This window comes from Streptomyces cinnabarinus, assembly GCF_027270315.1.
Classification (GTDB): Bacteria; Actinomycetota; Actinomycetes; order Streptomycetales; family Streptomycetaceae; genus Streptomyces; species Streptomyces cinnabarinus.
Map to the genome: position 1 here is coordinate 8,405,175 of NZ_CP114413.1, position 16,932 is coordinate 8,422,106.

The window sequence follows — 16,932 nt, forward strand, 5'->3', positions numbered from 1 at the left end:
CGGATCCTCCGAGGTTCAAACAGTGCACCGTCCGTGCCAACCGCGCCCGGGGCCGGGGTGTTCCGTTCAGACCAGGGGAATCGTCACCTCGTCCTCCACCGGCGGCTCGATCTCCTGAGCCCGGTTTCCCGTCGCGGCGTGACAGCGCAGCCGGATCGACTCGGGGGAGACGTCCACCCGCAGGAAGCACTTGAAGAACGGCGGGCTGTACGTCGCCGAGCTGGGGGAGAACAGGGAGGTGTAGATCTTGCGTACCGGGAGGCGGAAGTGGGCGGTGCGGTCCGGGCGGCGGCCCGCACCCAGCAGTCTCGCCACCAGGCGGGTACGGCCGGTGATGCGGGCGGTCGTCTGCTGGGCCCTGGTCAGCGGGATGCCCAGCCGCTCGGCGACCACCCCCGCCGCCTCGTCCTCGGTGAGCGTGAAGAAGCGGCGCAGGCGCAGGCGGCGGCCGTAGACCTTGCTGTAGAAGGAGAGGGAGTCGCCGCGCAGCGGGTAGCAGCGGAAGTCCTGTTCCGTCACGTTCGCCACATCGACCCGGGGGATGGTGTGCGTGGCGTGCATGAACGCGCCCCCGCCGCCCGAGACGACGTACTGGATCGTGCGGTCGCCCACCTTCACCGGGTAGCGCTGGTAGTTGTGGATGTCGCCGCCGATCGCCGCCACATAGCGGTGCGCCGGATCGCGGACGATGTCGTCGACCGTGCCGCCGCCCTCGATCTCGCACGGGTGGTGCACGCCGTCCGCGTACAGGGGCGAGCCCGTGATCAGGATCTTCGGCCGGGGGTCGCGCGAGACCTCGCGCAGCCAGGCGCCCTGCTCGGCGTCGAGGGTGCCGAGCAGGCCCGTGTCGATGCCGACGATGCGCACCGGCCCCGCATCGACGGCCCAGTACGGGCCCGGCTGCACCGCCTGTTGGGCCGGGGCGGAGCGCAACTTCCGGGCTTCGTCCAGGTGTTGGCCGTCGCCTCGGCGCGGCTGGTGCCAGAGCAGGGCCCGCAGCCGGGCCCGGGTCAGGGGGCGCGGCCTCGGCTCGGGCTCCAGGGGCGGGGCGTCGCCGCAGAAGACGCGCATGAAGGCCCCGAGGTCCTCGTACCAGTCGTGGTTGCCCGGTACCGCGTAGATCGGCGCCGGGTAGTCGCGGTACGGGCGGAAGAACTTCGTGTCGTAGTCGTCCGCGCTGCCCACCGGGTAGATGACGTCACTGACGAGCACCGCGAAGCTGGTGTCCCGGCCCGCCTCCAACAGCCCCGGTACCACGGCGTACTGGGGCTCGTCGCCCTCTCCGGTGTCCCCGATGACCAGGAAGGAGAAGCGGTCGGGCTCCGTGCGCCGGATCACCTTGTCGGCGGGTGCCCCGGCCGCCGCCCGCTGCGCCACCCAGCGGCCGCGGGTGCGCCCGGTCGGGTCCCCGAGCCAGGAGGCCAGCACGCCATTGCGGGCCGCCCACAGCAGCCTCGGGTCCAGCCAGGAGGTCTTCGGGACCTCGGTGGTCATCAGCCGCCGGTACGTACCGCGTTCCGCGGTTCCCCAGCCGGCGCCTTCTGCGGTATCGCGTGAAGAGTCGGACACCGGTGAACCGTAACAATGATCTATGGGCGGGGCCTGCGGTGGACCGCCTTTTGGCGGCCGCCCGGCCGCCGCCCGACTCACCAGCGCGGCGCGCCCCACTGCCGTTTCCCGCCCGCGCGGGGGCCGTGGACCGGTTCGGGCCGCGGCTGCGCCGGTCGTGCGACCGGGTGGTTCCCCTCGCCGTCGCCGAGGACGAGCAGCGGGTCGAACATCACGACGACGCCTGCCAGCAGCAGGAACACGACCGGGCCGATCAGCATGGGCAGCAGCAGGGACATGGGAGAGTCGCCCGACCAGGAGCCCACGGCCGCCGCGCTGTGCAGATGGACGTCCACGGCGGCCATGCCGGTGTAGTGCATCCCGGACACGGCCACGCCCATCACCAGGCTCGCGCCGAGGCTCGTCAGGAAGCCCCGCACCGACACGGCCGCCCACAGCGCGGCGGTCGCGGCGGCGATGGCGATGAGGACGGACAGGTGGACGGTGAACACGTTGTACCGGAGGTCCGCGTTCAGTTGCAGGGCCGCCATGCCGAGATAGTGCATGGCCGCGACCCCGAGCCCGGTGACGAGACCCGCGAGGGCCAGCGTGGACGTGCCCGCGCCGCGATAGCCCACGATGAAGACGCCGACGCCGACGACCACGATCGCCACGATCAGACTGAGGACCGTCAGCGAGGCGTCGTAGCGGATCCGGGTCTCCTCGACCTGGAAGCCGATCATCGCGATGAAGTGCATGGTCCAGATGCCGCAGCCGATCGAGGTGGCGCCCAGCGCCAGCCAGCCGGGTTTCCAGGACCCCTCGTTGATCAGCGACCGGACGATGCAGCGCAGCCCCAGCGCCCCGCCCAGGCAGGCCATCACATAGGCCGCCACCGGTGTCACCGCCCCGTAGCGGAACCCGTCGACCGTACCTTCCATGTGCCAACTCCCCCCAGAGCCATGGCTGTTCGTCGAGCAAGGTTTACGTGGTGAGGGCCCTGTAGAGCAAGCCTTCACGGTGACCTGTCGCGTACCCACATGTGCGCCGGTGCCCGCACATTTGCCCCTGTGCCCGAATAGTCCGCCATATTTTGTGCTTCCCGGCGGAGGTGTAACGCAATTGCGTTTACCGGACGCAGAAACAGGCAGAAGCGGCTCGTCCCGCCGAAAGAATCCCACCCCTCAGATCGGATTTCTCGTGAACACCGACCCGGTTTCCGGATACCAGACGTACGACCAGCCCACCCGGCCCGACCGCACCGAGCGGAACCGTACGGCGATCCGCAGGACCGCCCTGACGATCAGCACGATCGGCGATGTCGCCGCAGGTCTGCTGGGCCTGTGGATTCTGCTGTACCTGCTCGACGCGAACCAGGGGAACGCCTTCGTCGAGTTTGTCCGCGACTCGGCGGACTGGCTGTCCGAATGGGCACAGGACATTTTCACGATGGACACGGAGGGGTTGCGGGTCATCCTCAATTACGGACTTCCGGCGGTCGTGTATTTGGCGCTCGGGCACGGTATTGCCGCGCGTATGAACAGGGCCTGATCGAACCAGCGGCATCTGATCGAATCAGCAGGATCTGATCGAATTCCCCGGCGGGAGGCCGGGAGGAACCCGCCCCGCGCCTCCCGGGCGGGGTTCATGCGGTCGGCGTTGCATGTTCATGCGTCGTCGTGCATACTTCTGCTATGTCCAAAGTGCTTACCTCCCTCCCCGTCGGCTCGCGCGTCGGGATCGCCTTCTCCGGGGGCCTCGACACCTCGGTAGCGGTCGCCTGGATGCGCGACAAGGGTGCCGTGCCCTGCACGTACACCGCCGACATCGGCCAGTACGACGAGCCCGACATCGCGTCGGTGCCCGGTCGCGCGAAGACCTACGGCGCGGAGATCGCGCGCCTGGTCGACTGCCGCGCGGCGCTGGTCGAGGAGGGGCTCGCCGCGCTCACCTGCGGCGCGTTCCACATCCGCTCCGGCGGGCGGGCGTACTTCAACACCACGCCCCTCGGCCGCGCGGTCACCGGCACCATGCTGGTGCGGGCGATGATGGAGGACGACGTCCAGATCTGGGGCGACGGCTCGACCTTCAAGGGCAACGACATCGAGCGGTTCTACCGCTACGGCCTGCTCGCCAACCCGCACCTGCGGATCTACAAGCCGTGGCTGGACGCGGACTTCGTCACCGAGCTCGGCGGCCGCAAGGAGATGTCGGAGTGGCTGCTCGCCCATGAGCTGCCCTACCGGGACTCGACGGAGAAGGCGTACTCCACCGACGCCAACATCTGGGGCGCCACGCACGAGGCGAAGACCCTGGAGCACCTGGACACCAGCCTGGAGACCGTGCAGCCGATCATGGGCGTCCGGTTCTGGGACCCCTCGGTCGAGATCGCCGCCGAGGACGTCACGATCGGCTTCGAGCAGGGCCGCCCGGTCACCATCAACGGCAAGGAGTTCGCCTCCGCCGTCGACCTGGTGATGGAGGCCAACGCCATCGGCGGCCGGCACGGCCTCGGCATGTCGGACCAGATCGAGAACCGGATCATCGAGGCGAAGAGCCGCGGCATCTACGAGGCGCCCGGCATGGCCCTTCTGCACGCGGCCTACGAGCGCCTGGTGAACGCGATCCACAACGAGGACACCCTCGCCCAGTACCACAACGAGGGCCGTCGCCTCGGCCGGCTGATGTACGAGGGCCGCTGGCTGGACCCGCAGGCCCTGATGATCCGCGAGTCGCTCCAGCGCTGGGTCGGCCAGGCCGTCACCGGCGAGGTGACGCTGCGGCTGCGGCGCGGCGAGGACTACTCGGTCCTCGACACCACGGGCCCGACCTTCAGCTACCACCCGGACAAGCTGTCCATGGAGCGCACCGAGGACGCGGCGTTCGGTCCGGTGGACCGCATCGGTCAGCTCACCATGCGCAACCTCGACATCGCCGACTCCCGCACCAAGCTGGAGCTGTACGCCGGGCTCGGCATGGTCGGCGCCACGCCTGCGGCGGCGGTCGAGCACGCCGGGGCCACCAGCCTGATCGGCGCGCTGACCGAGGGCGGCGCCGAGGCCATCGCCTCCGTCGGCAAGGGCCCCGACAGCGACGAGGAGCTGCTGGACAACGCGGCCATGGAGTTCGGCACCGACTGACGGTGCGCGCACAGCGCGGGTGGACCCCCGGAACGGGAGCCCACCCGCGCTGTGCCGTGTCCGGGCTCAGGACAGCGCGCCGCGCAGGGTGCCGATCGCGAGGGTGATGGCGGCCTCGGCGGCGTGCGTCTCGCGCAGGGCGTCGAGCATCACGAAGTCGTGGATGATGCCCTGGAAGCGCACGGAGGTGACGGCGACCCCGGCCTCGCGGAGCTTGTTGGCGTACGCCTCGCCCTCGTCCCGCAGCACATCGGCCTCACCGGTGATGACCAGCGCCGGGGGCAGCCCGGTGAGCTGCTCGGTGGTGGCGCGCAGCGGGGACGCGGTGATCTGCGCCCGCTCGGACTCGTCGGTCGTGTACTGGTCCCAGAACCACTGCATGCCGTCCCGGCGCAGGAAGTAGCCCTCGGCGAACTGCCGGTACGAGGGGGTGTCGAAGGCGGCGTCGGTCACCGGGTAGAACAGCACCTGCTGGACCAGCGGCAGGTCTCCGCGCTCCTTGGCCATCAGCGTCAGCGCGGCGGACATGTTGCCGCCGACCGAGTCACCGGCCACGGCCAGCCGGGACCCGTCCAGGTCCTGGGCGGCGCCCTGCTCCACGACCCACTTCGCCACCGTGTAGTTCTGCTCGATGGCCACCGGGTAGCGCGCCTCGGGGGAGAGGTCGTACTCCGGGAAGACCACGGCGGCACCGGCGCCGACGGCCAGTTCGCGCACCAGCCGGTCATGGGTGTGGGCGTTGCCGAACACCCAGCCCGCGCCATGGATGTAGAGGATCACCGGCAGCGGCCCCTCGGCACCGGCCGGCCGGACGACCCGGGCCCGGACGCTGCCGGTCGGACCGCCGGAGACGGTGACCCACTCCTCGTCGACGGCGGGCTTGTCGATCTGGCCGGCCTGCACCTCGTCGACCGCCTTGCGGCCCTCGGACGGCGGCAGCTCGAAGAGGTACGGCGGGTTCGCGGTCGCCTCGGCGAAAGCGGCGGCCGCCGGCTCCAGCACCGGCTGAACCGGCTCGACGGCGTCGGACATGTCTGACTCCCGGGTCTCGCAGGGCCGCGCCGGCCTCTCCGGCGGGACGCCTTCACGTTAAGGACGCGGAGGCGGCGCGGATTGCCCCTCAGTGCACCGCCACCCTTCCGACAGTGCATGGACTCCCCACCCTGCCCGGACCTCGGCCGACCGGCCACCGCTGGGTATCGTGGACGCGTCCCGACGGCGCCGGAACCCGCGCTCACCAGGGGCGGAGGGCGGGGGCCACCGAATCATGCTTGCGGGACGCGACGAGCAGCTCGCGAGGATCCGCGCGGCCCTGACGGACATCGCCAGCACCGGAACCTCCCTGCTGCTGCGCGGCGCCCCCGGCACGGGACGGACCGCGCTGCTGGAGGAGGCCGGGACGGCCGCCCTCGCCGCCGGGCTGCGGGTGCTGCGGATGACCGGCGCGGCGGCGGAGGCGGAACTGCCGTACGCCGCCCTGCACCAGGTGCTCTGGCCCCTGCTCGCCGTCGCCCCCGATCTGCCGGGCGGCCAACGGGACGCCCTGGAAACCGCGTTGGGCCTGCGCGACGGCGCCCCGCCGGACCCCGCGGCCGTGGCCGACGCCACCCTCGCGCTGCTCACCCGGCACGGACCCGTCGTCGTCCTCCAGGACGACCTCCAGTGGACCGACCCCGCGAGCCTCGCCGTCTTCGGGGAACTGCGACGACACCTGGCCCCGTCGCCGCTGGTTCTCATCGGCGCCACCCGGCACCTGGACGCCGTAACTCCCGCCCCTGACCAGGTGATCGACCTGCCCCCGCTGCCGGACGACCAGGCCGAGCGCCTGCTGCGCACCCTCCACCCCTGGCTCCTCGAGGGCGTACGCGACCGAGTGCTGCGGGCGTCGGCCGGCAACCCCCTCGCCCTGCACGAACTGCCGGTACAGATCCTCAAGGCGGCCACCGGCCACCCCGTCGGCCCCCGGACCGGCCTCCTGGACGAACTGCCCCTCGGCGAACGGCTCGGGCGCCTGTACGAGGACCAGGTGCGCGCCCTGCCGGAGCCGCCCCGGCGCCTGCTGCTGGCGGCGGCACTCGGCGGCCCGCCCGCCCAACGCGCCGACACCCTGCGGGACATGGCGGCCCGGGACGCCCACACCCCCTGGCCGCGGATCCTGGACGACGTGACGGCCTCCGGCCTCGCTCACCTCGACGCGGCGGACCACCGCCTGGACTTCCGCCATCCGCTGATCCCCGCCGGACTGATCCACCTCGCCACCCCCGCCGAACGCCGTGCCGCCCACCGGCTCCTCGCGGACGCCCTGCCCACCGCCGGCATCGTCCACCGGGCGGCCGCCGCCGTCGGCACCGACGCCGAACTGGCCGGGCGGCTCCACCAGGAGGCCGACACAACAGCCGCGCAAGGGGAGCGCGCGGCCGCGGCGCGGATGCTGGCGCGAGCGGCCGGGCTCAGCCCCGACCCGGCCGACCGGACCGCGCGCCTCGTTGCCGCCGCCGTCCTGGCCACCCGCGGCGGACGCATGCGCCTCGCGGCGGACCTGCTCGCCGACGCCGAGACCGAGGCCCGGCCGGTACGACCGGAGCCCGCGGCCCCGTACGCCTACGCCGTCGCCCGCACCCGCCTCCAGCTCCACGGCGACCCCGTGCCCACGGTCGAACTGCTGCCCGCCTTCCTGGACGAGGGCGGGGCGGCCGACCTGCGGGACGCCATGCTGGCGCTGCTCCTGCTCGCCGCTGTGCACACCGGCGACGAACGCGCCCGGGCCGCCGTGGAGCGGCACGCGACGGACCCCGGTGATCCTGCCGCGCTGTGTCTGCGGGCGTGGACCGGTCCGTGGCGGGGAGCGCACGAAGGGCTCGCCCGAGCGGCCGGACGCCTGCCCCGGGACCGGGAGACCGCCGCGGCCTGGATCCTGTGGTGGGCGGCCGCCGGACTGGGCGCCGTCGGCGAGCACGACGCGCTGCACGGACCCCTGGCCCGCGGCCACGCCCACGCGCCCGAGGCCCTCGTCGACAGCGTCCACGCCCACGACGCCTTCCTGCACGGCCGCTGGGAGGAGGCGCTCACCGTCGCCCGCGCCGGAGCCGAGACCTCCGCCGTCTACCGCCACGCCCTCGACGAGACCCTCCACCTGCTGAACACGGCCGAGGTCCACGCGGCCCGCGGCGACCTCACCGCCCTCACCGCACTGGAGCCGGTCCTCGGCATCCGGGCCCGAGAACGCCATCTGCGCTTCGTCGCTGAGCGCTTCCAGGCCCTGAAGGCGCTGGCCGCCCTCGGCCACGGGCGCGCCGAGGAAGCCTGGCACCACACGCGGGCCCTCGGCCCGGCCTGGTCGCACCTTTCCCTGGTCGACCGGGTGCAGGCCGCCGTCGACAGCGGACGGCACGCCGAGGCCCGGGACCGGCTGCGGGCGGCCAGGGCGGCGGGCGTCGCCGACGCCTCGCCCCACCACGCCTTCCAGTTGGCGGTCGCCGAGGCGCTCACCGCGCCGGACGACGAGGCGGAGGAGAAACACCAGGCCGTGTACGCCCTTCCAGGCGCCGGGAGTTGGCCCTTCCCGCTCGCCCGCGCCCACCTCTCCCACGCCAAGTGGCTACGGCGAACCGGGCGCCCCGGACGGGCCGCCACCCACCTCCGGACCGCCCTGCACACCTTCACCCGCCTCTGCGCGGCCCCCTGGGCCGAACAGGCCGCCCGAGAGCTCGACTTGGCGTCCCCCGGACACGACCCCCGCCTCTCCGCGCAGGAACTCCGCATCGCCGAACTCGCTGCCCAAGGGCTGACGAACCGTCAAATAGCAGAGCGGCTCGGCCTGTCCCCGCGCACGATCGGCGCGCATCTGTACCGGATCTTCCCCAAGCTGGGCATCACGACCCGTGCCGGAGTGGCTCGCGCGCTCCAGGAGTCACGCCCACCGGAAGTGCCCGCGCCAGAGCCGCCCGGGAGGTGATCCCGAGCTTCGGGAAGATCCGGTACAGGTGGGCCGCGACGGTCCGCGGGGACAGGTGCAGCTCGGTGCCGACCTCCTTGTTCGTCAGCCCGGTCGCGACCAGCCGCGCGATGCGCAGTTCCTGAGCGGTGAGCGGGCCCTGAGCGGCGAGCAGTTCGGCCTCGGACCGCTCCACCCAGGGAGCGGCCCGCAGCTCCCGGAACACTCGCGAGGCCGCCCGCAGCAGCTCGCCCGCCTCCGCATGACGCCCCTGCCGACGCAACCGGGAACCGTGCGCCAGCCGCAGCCGCGCCAGGTCGAACACCCACTGACCGGAGCCCGGTACGGCACAGGCCGCCGCGTAGGCCGCGTCCGCCTCCTCGTCGGCCGCCGTCAGCGCGGTCGCCGCGGCCAGGAGGAAGGCGTGGTGCGCGCTGATCGTCTCCATCCGGGCCGCACGCCCGGCGGCGACGTGCGCGAGCGCCTCCGCCCGCCGACCGCAGCCGAGACTCGCCACCACGAAGTCGAAGAACGGCAGATGGAACCAGCTCAGCCCGACCGGCAGTTCACCCGGCGCCATCAGTCCGCGCAACCGGCCGTACGCCTCCTCGTACCGGCCGTGCGCCAGTGCGACGAGCGCGTCGAGCCGCTCCAGATGGTCGGTCACGAACCGCATCCGCGCCCGCGCCGCCATCGGTTCGATCCGGGCCCGGACGGCCCGCAGTCCCCGCTCGTCGCCGCGACCGGCGAGGAAGTGGGCGTGGTAGTGCCGGAACAGCAAGGCGTTGCAGTGGTAGCCGAGTTCGTCGGCGGTGGCCGCCTCGCGCAGACAGTCCTCGGCCGTGTCCCAGTCGCCGCGCAGGAACGCCTGATGGCAACGGGCCTTCGCCACGGAACCCTGGGTGGCGTAGGCGTGGTCCTGGCCGAAGAGGCCGCGCAGCCCGGCGTCGGCCGCGTCCACCGCGGTCGCCGCCCAGAGCAGCAACCACGCCTTCCCGGCCTCCCCTCGGGCGGTCGTACGGGCCACCAGCGCGCGCAGTTCCGTCTCCGCTCCGTGGGCCGTGCGGGGCGGATCGGCCCAGGCGCGGTGGCACAGCCGGGCGGCGGGGGAGAGGCGCTCCCGATGCCGTTCGAGCGCCCGCCGGCCGCGGGGGTCGCCCGTGTACACGGAGGCCAGCAGCAGTTTGAAGGCCATCTGCTCGACCAGGTCACCGAAGGCGGGGGCGCCCGGGGCGGTCAGCGCGTCCAGGGCCTCGGGCAGCAGCTCGAACGACGAGGCGAAGTCGACATGGTGGCTCTGGTCGACGTACACCACGGTGTAGGCGAACAGCGGGGCGACGTCCTCGGGCACCGGTGCCCGCCGCAGCTCCTCGACCAGCTCCGCCGCGTACGCCAGCCGCCCGCCCCGGGCCGACATCGCCGCGGCCCAGGTCAGCCGCCGCGCCCGGTGGGCCGGGTCTTCGCTCAGGGCCGCCGCGCGGTCCAGCAGGAGGGCGCCCTCCGCGTCACCGCCGCGCAGCGCGATCCGGGTTCCGGCCTCCTGGAGCCGGGCGGCGAGGGCCTCGTCGGGGCCCTCGGCGGCGGACGCCTCGTGCAGGAGGCGACGCGGGTCGTCCGTGCGCAGGCGCTTCGCCAGGGCCCGATGGGCGGCGCGCCGGTCCGGGACCGAGGCGGAGGCGATCACCGCGCTGCGCACCAGCGGATGCCGGAAGACCAGCCGCCCGGTGTCGTCCAGATGGGCCAGCCCGGCGGCCTCCACCTGGCCGAGGGCGGGTTCACCGCGGTCGCGGACGATGCCGCCGGTGCCGTCCAGCGCGGTGAGCAGCAGCAGCCGGTCCGCCTCGGCGGGCAGCGAGCGCAGCCGCCGCGCGAAGAGTGCCTCCAGGCGCTGTCCCAGCGGCAGCCGCTCCGGCAACGGGGCGACGCCCCTTCGGTGTTCGTGCGCCAGCTGGCCGGGCAGCTCGGCCAGGGCCAGCGGATTGCCCGCGGCCTCGGCCATCACCCGCTCCGCGGTGGACTCGGCGAGCCCCGGATGCCAGTGCCGCAGCAGCGCGCGGGCCTCCTCGCCGGACAGGGCCTCCACGTCCACCGGATGCGCGGGCCAGCCCTCCAGCGCGGGCCCCTCGGGCCGGCTCGCGCACACCATGACCGCGCGCAGGGCCGCCAGCCGCTGGTGCAGGAAGACCAGCACGGCCGTACTGGAGGGGTCCACCCAGTGCAGATCGTCCACCAGGACCAGTACCGGACGGCGGCGCGTCTCCTCGGCGAGCAGGGCCAGCGCGGACGCGCCGACCATGAAGCCGCCCGGTGGCAGTCCGTCCCGCAGCCCGAGCGCCCCTTCCAGCGCGAGACGCTGCCGTGCGGGCAGCGCCCGGGAGTCCGCCCGGAGCGGCCGCAGCACCTGGCGCAGGACCCCGAAGGCGATACCTGACTCCGACTCCGCGCCCGCCGCCCGCAGCACGGTGAAGCCCGTGCGCTCGGCGTGCGCGGCCGTCCAGTCGAGCAGCGCGGTCTTGCCGATGCCCGCGTCACCGCGCAGCACCCTCGCCGAACCGCCCGCTCCGGAGCGGGCGTTGTCCAGGGCCCGCGCCAGCAGCAGCCGCTCACGCCGCCGCCCGATCAGCGTCGTCCCGTCGACCCTCGTCCCGTCGAGCGTCGTCCCGTCCGGCGTCCTCTCGCCCGACTTCGTCCCGCCCAGCGCGTTCCCCAAGGCCGCTCCTCAGCCGACGGGGCCGCGACCGTTCCGCGCGCCCGGGGCACCACCGTGACACCGGCGCCTTGCCCCACCCTGCACGCCTGTTGCCCCTGCCCGCAGGACCGCCCGAAACCCCTCTCACCAGCGCCGGAGCAGCCCGCAAGCTGAAGCCGAGCGAACGCGCGACCGAAGGAGCCCGATGAGCCCGACCGACCGGCACCGCACCGTCGGGTTCCTGGAAGTGAGCACCCTGCACGGAGCCGCCCGGACCCTCACCCACACCCCCGACGCCCAGCACCTCGTGCTCGGCCTGCACACCACCGGCCACTCCACCCTGGTCCGCGGCGCCACCCCCGAGGCCTGCCGCCCCGGGGACCTCTTCGTCTGCGAAGACCCCTTCACCCTGCACGAGTCGGAGGACTTCACCCTCCACCTCGTACGGCTGCCCCGGCGAGCCCTGGCTCTCAGCGAGCGCCGGACCCGGGCGCTGACCAGCCGTCCGCCGTCCGCCGAGGGCCCCGTGGCGCCGCTGCTCGGAGCTGTCGTGCGGGAGCTGACCGGGGCGCGGGCCGAGCGGGCGGGTCTTCAACTGGCGAGCAGCGCCGCCGAGCTGGTCGTCCTGCTGGCTGCCGCCGAGGACCTCGACCCCGGCCCGCAGGACGGCGGCCGGGATCGTGAGGAGCTGGTCAGGCGGGTGCGGGCGCATGTCGACGCGCATCTGTGGGACCGCGGTCTGACGCCCGCGAGCGTGGCCGCGGCGCAGCACATCTCGATCCGCTATCTGCACCGGCTCTTCGAGGGCCAGGACAGCACCATCGGCCGCTGGATCCAGCACCGCCGGCTGGAGGAGGCCCGGCGCGAACTGGCCCGCCCGGGGCGGGGCGACCTCACGGTGTCGGCCGTGGCCCGGCGCTGGGGCTTCGCCAGCGCCACCCACTTCAGCCGCAGCTTCCGTGCCGCGTACGGGATGTCCCCGAGCGACTGGCGGGACGGCCGGATCAGGCCCTCGCGCTAGGCGCGCGTCGGGCCGCGTCCGTGGTCATGGCCGCGCGGCGCCACTGTTGCGGCGAGCAGCCGTGCACCGCCCTGAACGCCCGGCTGAAGTGCGCCGCGCTGCGAAAGCCCCAACGCGCCGCCACCACCGCGATCGAGGGGCTCACCCGACCGCGCCGGGCCAGCTCCCGCGCGCACTGCTCGACCCGCAGCCGCTGGATCAGCCGCCCCACGGTGATGCCCTCGCCCTCGAACAGCCGGTGCAGATAGCGCACCGAGACGAAGTGCGCCCGCGCGATGCGCTCGGCGGACAGGTCGAGGTCTCCCAGATGCCGCTCGACGTACTCCCGTACCGAGAGCATCAGTTGCCGCTGTCCCGCCTCGGCGGGCTCCTCGGCCGACTCCTCGACGAGCCCCGCCACCAGATCCGTGACCATGCCCCCGAGCCGCTCGCCGACCGCGGCGGGCAGCCGGGAGGCCGACTCGTCGAGGTGCAGCAGCACCAGAGCCAACGCGTCCCCCGGCGAGGAGAGGACGCGGGCCGCGACGGACCGCAGCGCCGCGGCCGGTACATGCAGCGCGTGACCGGGCAGCCGGAAGAAGAGCACCCGGCCGCCCTGGTCCTCCCGCTCCACGGAGAAGGCCCTGCCGAGGTCGACCAGCGCCGACTGCCCGCTCGCCACACACACCGTGCGGCCGTCCTGGGACAGGCACAGGGAGCCCTCGCGCGGGACCACCAGCGCCACCGCGTCCTCGGCCGCCGCGCCCACCGTCATCCGCGCCGGCACGTCCTCGCAGGCGACCATGCGGACGTAGCCGAAGTGATGCAGCGTCACGAAAGCGCCGACGCGGTCTCCTTCCGCCGGTGCGGCCCGCGCCGACAGGGCGGCCCACACCTCCGTGTCCGGCCCCGGGATTGTCCCGGACAGTGCGCTCACGAGGGGTCCCTTCAGCCGTCCGTCACTGGAGTTCGAGTCTGTGCCGGGCACCTGCGGAGGCATTAGGTCAAATGACTGCACTTCCCTCTCCACGGCCGCCCAACTGTGCACGCAGCGGCACGCATCGGTGCGGGCACGCCGGCTCGTGCCCCCGCTGTCGCCCCTAGGCTGGCCTCCCCCAAGTGATCGGCACGCCCCCCACGCCGCAGGAGTTCCGGTGGAAGACCACGTTCCAGCCGCCGAGCCGGAACCCGTCCTGGAACGGCCGGTGCGCGACTTCGTCCTGCGGCACTCCTGGCCGGACTCCCGGGACCGCATGGCGGCCCTGTGGAACGGCGACGGCGGCGACGAGCCCGACGTGGAGGAGGAGTGGCTGGCCCTGCCCGCCGACGGCGGCCGACGGATCCGGGTGCGGATCCTGCGCCCGGCGGGCAGCGCCGAGGCCCTGCCGGTGGTGCTCTACCTGCACGGCCTCGGCTGGATGTTCACCGACGCCTGCGCGCACCGGCGGCTCCTCGCCGACCTGGTCCTCGGCGCGGACGCCGCCGTGATCGTCCCCGAGTACGACCAGCCGGCGGACGCACGCCATCCCGGGGCCGTCGAGCGGGCGTACACCGTCAGCCGCTGGATCGCCCGGCACGGCGGGGAGTGGCGTCTCGACGGCAGCCGGATGGCGGTCGTCGGGGTCAGCGCGGGCGCCCACCAGGCTGCCGCGCTCACCCTCGTCACTCAGGAGCGCGGCGGTCCCGACCTGCGCCATCAGGTGCTGGTCTGCCCGGTGACCGACGCGGCCATGGACACCGCCTCCTACCATCGGTTCGCCAGCGGGTACTTCCTCAGCCGCACCGCCATGCGCGGCTACTGGCAGCAGTACGCGCCCGACCCCGGCACCCGCGCCCACGGCACCGTCTCGCCGCTGCGCGCGGATGTCGAACGGCTGCGCGGACTGCCCTCGGCGCTCGTGCTCACCGCCGAGGCCGATGTGCTGCGCGACGAGGGCGAGGCGTACGCGGCGCGGCTGCGGGCCGCGGACGTCCCGGTGGTGTCGGTGCGCTACCACGGCACGATCCACGCGTTCGTCCTGTTCGACCTCCTGCGCGACACCGGCGCCTCCCGGGCGGCCCGCATCCAGGTCACGGACACCCTGCACGCCGCCCTGCACGCGGCCTAGGCGTCCGGGACGCGCACGCCTTCACCGCGGTGCCGTCGCCACTCGCTCGGTGTCACCCCGTAGGCCGCCTGGAAGCGGCGGGTGAAGTGGCTCGGGCTGCTGAAGCCGCAGCGGGCGGCCAGAGCGGCGACGGTGAGGCGGTCGTAGCGCGGTGAGCCGAGCATCTGCCGTGCCTTCGCGAGCCGTTCGGTGATCAGCCACTGCTCCAGGCTGAGGTCGGCCTCGCTGAGCAGGAGATAGAGCCTGCGCACCGAGATGGCGTGCTCGGCCGCGATCCGCTCGGGCGTCAGGGCGCGGTCCGCGAGGTGCCGGCGGGCGTAGGCCATGACCCGGGTGAGGAGGGTGTCGTCCATGACCGAGCGGACCGGTTCGGCGTCCTCGGCATGGGCCGCGGACAGCAGCAGCGCCCGGACGAGTTCGGTGGTGGCGTTGCCGAGCGCCTCGGCGCCGGGGTCGCCCTCCAGACGTCCGGCGTCGCGGAACACCGACCGCAGGTGGTCGAGGACGAGTCCGTGCATCGGGCTCGCGCGCAGGTGCTGCGAGGCCCGCACCACCGTCTCGACCGGCACGCCGAGACGGTTCATGTCGAACAGCATCGAGTGCGAGGCCCCGTCCCCGGACCAGCCGTAGGTGCGGACCGACAGCTCATGGAAGACACAGATGTCGTCGGCGCCCAACAGCCGCCGTCGGCCGCCGACCTCGGCGCGGTGCACGCCCTCGGTCTGCAGTGAGACGGACACCACGGGATGACTGCGGTGGTGGTGCACATGGCGCTCGGTGCGCCGTACCTCGAAGCCGGAGTTGCGGGTGGCGAACAGATCGAGGCCGCCCACCCGCCACAGGTGCATCCGGGCGTGCATGCCCGTCTCCGGCTCCTCGTGGAACACGTCGTTGGGCACCAGCGAATCCGTCAGCGCATGACGGAACGCCTCCGGCCGCTCGCGCGGCGGCACGGTCGACAGATCGAGCAGCAGCACGAAAGCCCCCCAACACAGCTGTTCCCCGGGGTCATTGTGCCTGAGGTCCAGCGCCCGTCGGCAGAGCAGGGGCGCCGGTGACCGACATGACCAGGGAGTACAGGGTGGTGTCGGCGGCGATGAACATGCGGTTGCGGCGGGCGCCGCCGAAGCGGATGTTGGCGACGACGTCGGGGATGAGGAGGCGCCCGAGCAGGGTGCCGTCCGGGTCGTAGCAGTGCACTCCGCCGTCCAGGGCCGCGGCCCACAGGCGGCCCTGGTCGTCGAAACGGATGTTGTCGAAGTTGCCGGTCTTGCACTCGGCGAAGATCTCGCCGCCGGAGAGCGTGCCGTCCTCGCGGACATCGAAGACCCGGATGTGGTTGGCGCGGCTGTCGGAGACGAACAGCCGCCGCTCGTCCAGGGAGAAGACCAGGCCGTTGGGCCCGCTGAACCCGTCGGCGACCAGCCGCACTTCACCGCTCGCGGGGTCCACGCGGTAGACGTTGCGGGCGCCGATCTCGCTCTCGGCGCGGTTGCCCTCGTAGTCGCTGGTGATCCCGAAGTCCGGGTCGGAGAACCAGATCGAGCCGTCGGAGCGCACGGCCGCGTCGTTCGGGCTGTTGAGCCGCTTGCCCTGGAAGCGGTCGGCGAGCACGGTGACCGAGCCGTCGTGCTCGGTGCGGGTGACGCGGCGGTTGCCCTGCTCACAGGTGATCAGACGGCCCTCGTTGTCGAGGGTGTTGCCGTTGGGATGGCCGGCGGGGGAGCGGAACACACCGACCGCTCCGGTGGTCTCGTCCCAGCGCAGCAGCCGGTCGTTGGGGATGTCGCTCCACAGCAGATACCGGCCGGCCGGCACATAGAGGGGCCCCTCGGCCCAGCGGGAGCCCTCGTGGAGGACCTCCAGCTTCGAGTCGCCCGCATGGCACCGGCCGGTGCGGAAGCGCTCGTCGAGAATCTCGTACACCTGCGGTCGCGCGCCGGACATGCGGCCACCCTCACTGTCGTACCGACCCTGCCCACCCCGCGCATGCTAGACCGGTCAGGAATGGAGAAGCGTGCCCTCGGGGGCCGTGGCTAGCGTGGCGGGCATGGACATCACCATCAACGCCAGCTTCCTGCCGCACACCGACCCCGAGTCCTCCCTGGCCTTCTACCGCGACATCCTCGGCTTCGAGGTCCGGGGCGACGTCGGCCAGGGCGAGATGCGCTGGATCACCGTCGGCCCCGCCGGCCAGCCCGACACCTCGATCGTGCTGACACCGCCCGCCGCCGACCCCTCCGTCACCGACGAGGAGCGCCGCACCATCACGACGATGATGGACAAGGGCACCTACGGCTACGTCCTGCTCGCCACCGCCGACGTCGACGCCACCTTCGACCGGCTCCAGGCCACCGACGCCGACGTCGTCCAGGAGCCGACCGATCAGCCCTACGGCGTCCGCGACTGCGCCTTCCGCGACCCCTCGGGCAACATGATCCGCATCCAGCAGAAGCAGTGATCCGTACCAGCAGCGAATCGTTGCCGCCTCTCGCAGCGATCAAGTAGAACCT

13 protein-coding genes are annotated in these 16,932 nt (G+C 73.1%); 6 read left to right on the forward strand and 7 right to left on the reverse strand.

Annotated features, from left to right (window positions below):
- Positions 1-66 precede the first annotated feature (66 nt).
- Both STRCI_RS37950 and STRCI_RS37955 read right to left on the reverse strand, forming a co-directional pair.
- Complete coding sequence (locus tag STRCI_RS37950; RefSeq protein ID WP_269663538.1) at positions 67-1,569, reverse strand: metallophosphoesterase family protein; 1,503 nt, start codon at positions 1,567-1,569, stop codon at positions 67-69.
- A 77-nt stretch (positions 1,570-1,646) separates the two neighbouring features.
- Positions 1,647-2,489, reverse strand: a complete 843-nt coding sequence (locus STRCI_RS37955; protein WP_269663539.1) for an MHYT domain-containing protein — start codon at positions 2,487-2,489, stop codon at positions 1,647-1,649.
- A gap of 259 nt (positions 2,490-2,748) precedes the next feature.
- Between STRCI_RS37955 and STRCI_RS37960 the strand changes: the two genes are divergently transcribed.
- Positions 2,749-3,099: a hypothetical protein gene (locus tag STRCI_RS37960; RefSeq protein WP_269663540.1), complete on the forward strand. Its 351-nt coding sequence runs from the start codon at positions 2,749-2,751 to the stop codon at positions 3,097-3,099.
- Positions 3,100-3,242: 143 nt separating this feature from the next.
- The gene (gene argG / locus STRCI_RS37965) at positions 3,243-4,688 is read left to right on the forward strand and encodes an argininosuccinate synthase (RefSeq protein ID WP_269663541.1); all 1,446 of its coding nucleotides are present in this window, start codon (positions 3,243-3,245) and stop codon (positions 4,686-4,688) included.
- A gap of 66 nt (positions 4,689-4,754) precedes the next feature.
- On the opposite strand, the gene STRCI_RS37970 is transcribed toward argG, so the two are convergent.
- Positions 4,755-5,720 carry an alpha/beta hydrolase gene (locus STRCI_RS37970; protein WP_269663542.1) on the reverse strand — a complete coding sequence of 322 codons (966 nt, stop codon included), beginning with the start codon at positions 5,718-5,720 and terminating at the stop codon, positions 4,755-4,757.
- Between the two features lie 235 nt (positions 5,721-5,955).
- On the opposite strand from STRCI_RS37970, the gene STRCI_RS37975 reads away from it, so the two are divergent.
- Positions 5,956-8,643, forward strand: coding sequence for an AAA family ATPase (locus tag STRCI_RS37975; protein WP_269663543.1), 2,688 nt, complete (start codon positions 5,956-5,958; stop codon positions 8,641-8,643).
- Here the strand turns inward: STRCI_RS37975 and STRCI_RS37980 are convergent.
- Positions 8,561-11,332: an AAA family ATPase gene (locus tag STRCI_RS37980; RefSeq protein ID WP_269663544.1), complete on the reverse strand. Its 2,772-nt coding sequence runs from the start codon at positions 11,330-11,332 to the stop codon at positions 8,561-8,563. The two genes, STRCI_RS37975 and STRCI_RS37980, sit on opposite strands and share 83 nt — an antisense overlap.
- A 184-nt stretch (positions 11,333-11,516) precedes the next feature.
- On the opposite strand from STRCI_RS37980, the gene STRCI_RS37985 reads away from it, so the two are divergent.
- On the forward strand, positions 11,517-12,332 hold the full coding sequence (locus STRCI_RS37985; RefSeq protein WP_269663545.1) for a helix-turn-helix domain-containing protein: 816 nt from the start codon (positions 11,517-11,519) through the stop codon (positions 12,330-12,332).
- Here the strand turns inward: STRCI_RS37985 and STRCI_RS37990 are convergent.
- Entirely contained in the window at positions 12,316-13,248 is a 933-nt protein-coding gene (locus STRCI_RS37990) for a helix-turn-helix domain-containing protein (protein WP_269663546.1), read from the reverse strand. The two genes, STRCI_RS37985 and STRCI_RS37990, sit on opposite strands and share 17 nt — an antisense overlap.
- A 217-nt stretch (positions 13,249-13,465) precedes the next feature.
- Here STRCI_RS37990 and STRCI_RS37995 point away from each other — a divergent pair, with 217 nt between their 5' ends.
- Entirely contained in the window at positions 13,466-14,419 is a 954-nt protein-coding gene (locus STRCI_RS37995; RefSeq protein WP_269663547.1) for an alpha/beta hydrolase, read from the forward strand.
- On the opposite strand, the gene STRCI_RS38000 is transcribed toward STRCI_RS37995, so the two are convergent.
- Together STRCI_RS38000 and STRCI_RS38005 are read right to left on the reverse strand one after the other, a co-directional pair.
- Entirely contained in the window at positions 14,416-15,396 is a 981-nt protein-coding gene (locus tag STRCI_RS38000; RefSeq protein WP_269663548.1) for an AraC-like ligand-binding domain-containing protein, read from the reverse strand. The two genes, STRCI_RS37995 and STRCI_RS38000, sit on opposite strands and share 4 nt — an antisense overlap.
- Positions 15,397-15,427: 31 nt before the next feature.
- Positions 15,428-16,366 (reverse strand): SMP-30/gluconolactonase/LRE family protein, encoded by a 939-nt coding sequence (locus STRCI_RS38005; protein WP_269663549.1) that lies wholly within the window; start codon positions 16,364-16,366, stop codon positions 15,428-15,430.
- A gap of 103 nt (positions 16,367-16,469) precedes the next feature.
- On the opposite strand from STRCI_RS38005, the gene STRCI_RS38010 reads away from it, so the two are divergent.
- Complete coding sequence (locus STRCI_RS38010; RefSeq protein ID WP_269663550.1) at positions 16,470-16,880, forward strand: VOC family protein; 411 nt, start codon at positions 16,470-16,472, stop codon at positions 16,878-16,880.
- Positions 16,881-16,932 lie beyond the last annotated feature (52 nt).